Genomic DNA, 1,435 nt, shown 5'->3' with positions numbered 1-1,435 from the left:
CCGGCCGAAGCGCAGGGCGGCAGCCACCGCACGGCGGGCGTGGTGTACGAGTTGCTGGCCGGCACCAGCCGGCTGCTGGTGTTCGTGGCGGCCGTGCTGGTGGGCGTGGGGATGCTCGATCTGCCGGGCCGCTGGGCCACGCGCGTGGGGCAGCTGTGGTTCCTGGCACTGGCGCTGCAGGTGGGGCTGTGGGGCACGCGCGCGGTGGCCCTGGGGATCGCGCGCTACCGCATGCACCACGGCCTGGCCGCCACGGGCGACGCGGCGCCGTTCAGCGCGTCGGCCACACTGCTGTCCTGGGGGCTGCGCACGCTGCTGTGGGCCACGGTGCTGCTGGCCATGCTGTCCAACCTGGGGGTGAACATCACGGCGTTCGTGGCCAGCCTGGGGGTGGGCGGCATCGCGGTGGCGCTGGCGGTGCAGAGCATCCTGGGCGATCTGTTCGCCTCGCTGGCGATCGCGGTGGACAAGCCGTTCGATGCGGGCGATTTCATCGTGGTGGGCGGCGTCGCGGGCACGGTGCAGCGCATCGGCCTCAAGACCACGCGCATCCGCAGCCTGGGCGGCGAGCAGGTGGTGATGAGCAACACCGACCTGCTCAAGCAGACCATCAACAACTACCGCTACCTGCAGGAGCGGCGCATCGTGTTCCAGTTTCGCGTGCCCTACGGCACCACGGCCGAGCAGGCCGAGGCGGTGCCGCAGGCCGTGCGCCGCATCATCGAGGCCGAAGGCCAGGCGCGCTTCGACCGCGCGCACCTGCAGGGCTTCGTCGAGAACGGGCTGCAGTACGAGGTGGTCTACATCGTGCTGGACCCGGCCTACAACGTGTACATGGACCTGCAGCAGCGCATCAACCTGTCGCTGATGCGCGAACTCGCCGCGCTGGGCGTGGACTTCGCCGTGCCGGCGCGCACGGTGCAACTGGCCGCGCCGGCGGGCGGGCCGCCGCCCGGGGGCTTTCTGCGCGTGCAGCAGCCGGCGACGGCCTGAGCCCGGCGCGGTTGGTGCGAGCCGGTGCGGCAGGGCGCCGTGGCCCTTGCCGCCCCGTTGGTTAAAGTAGCGGCCCTCGCCCCCAGGGCGCCCTCGATCCCCAACGCGGCAGAAAACCCCATGACCCAGGACCCGGCTCGACAGAGCGAATTGAAGAAGATGGAGCTGTGCGATGGCTGCGCCGGCATCCAGCGCAACTGGCGCCGCGCCCCCGGCCATGCCGAACTGGTGCAGCGCGGCAACCGCAAGGAAGAGCGCGACCACGGCCTCGTCACCATCACCCGCTACCAGTGCGACCGCTGCGGCACGGCGTGGGAGTACGAGAACGACAAGACCGACCAGCGCGCCGGCTGGTCCGTGGTGGGGCGCTGAAAGCCTGCCAAGGCGTGGCTGCCGGATGCTATTAAATAAATAGCATGATGCCCTAGTGGATATTGCGCTG

Annotated in this window: 2 protein-coding genes; both read left to right on the top strand. The window is 70.5% G+C overall.

The features are described 5' to 3' along the window. The coding region (locus AC27KI_RS24765) for a mechanosensitive ion channel family protein (protein ID WP_487116429.1) at positions 1 to 993 on the top strand (993 nt) is incomplete at its 5' end. A 120-nt stretch (positions 994 to 1,113) separates the two neighbouring features. Next, positions 1,114 to 1,365: a hypothetical protein gene (locus tag AC27KI_RS24760; protein WP_272566672.1), complete on the top strand. Its 252-nt coding sequence runs from the start codon at positions 1,114 to 1,116 to the stop codon at positions 1,363 to 1,365. Positions 1,366 to 1,435: the final 70 nt, after the last annotated feature.

The sequence above is a fragment of the Acidovorax sp. KPB24-03 genome (assembly GCF_057546605.1).
The sequence above is the reverse complement of the archived record's forward strand: the minus strand, read 5'-3'. Positions and strand labels throughout refer to the sequence as shown.

Bases quoted from the DNA above. Each gene is read 5' to 3' on its own strand.
- AC27KI_RS24760 (WP_272566672.1), top strand. From the start codon at position 1,114: ATGACCCAGGACCCGGCTCGACAGAGCGAATTGAAGAAGATGGAGCTG.